We start from the raw sequence: 257 nt of genomic DNA, 5'->3' as shown, positions 1-257 counted from the left end.
CGGACGAACAGGCCCTGGTAATAACATCAAGCTTGGCAGAGGCCGGGATTAATGTATGTGAAGTTGGTTATTGCAGGGGGTCGTTCGCGCCCAACGTTGAGCATGGACTGACAAGCAATATAAATGCTGAATTTATCGAGCGCGTTCGCCGGGCTGGCGGTGGCCGAATCGAGCTTGCGGTGATGGTCCACCCTAAAAACGTGGGTAACGAGGATTTCGCCATGCTCAAGGAGCAGGGCGTCTCGATGATCCGAGTC

At 54.5% G+C, this 257-nt stretch carries 1 protein-coding gene; it reads left to right on the top strand.

Going from position 1 to position 257, the window contains the following annotated elements; genetic code table 11:
• A partial coding sequence (locus AAEY72_RS15520; protein WP_352311507.1) for a beta/alpha barrel domain-containing protein occupies nt 1-257 on the top strand: 257 nt, incomplete at both ends.

This window comes from Psychrobacter sp. W2-37-MNA-CIBAN-0211 (genome assembly GCF_040309405.1).
In the GTDB taxonomy this organism is placed as follows: Bacteria; Pseudomonadota; Gammaproteobacteria; order Pseudomonadales; family Moraxellaceae; genus Psychrobacter; species Psychrobacter glaciei.
This window is presented reverse-complemented; position numbering and strand designations above follow the sequence as displayed.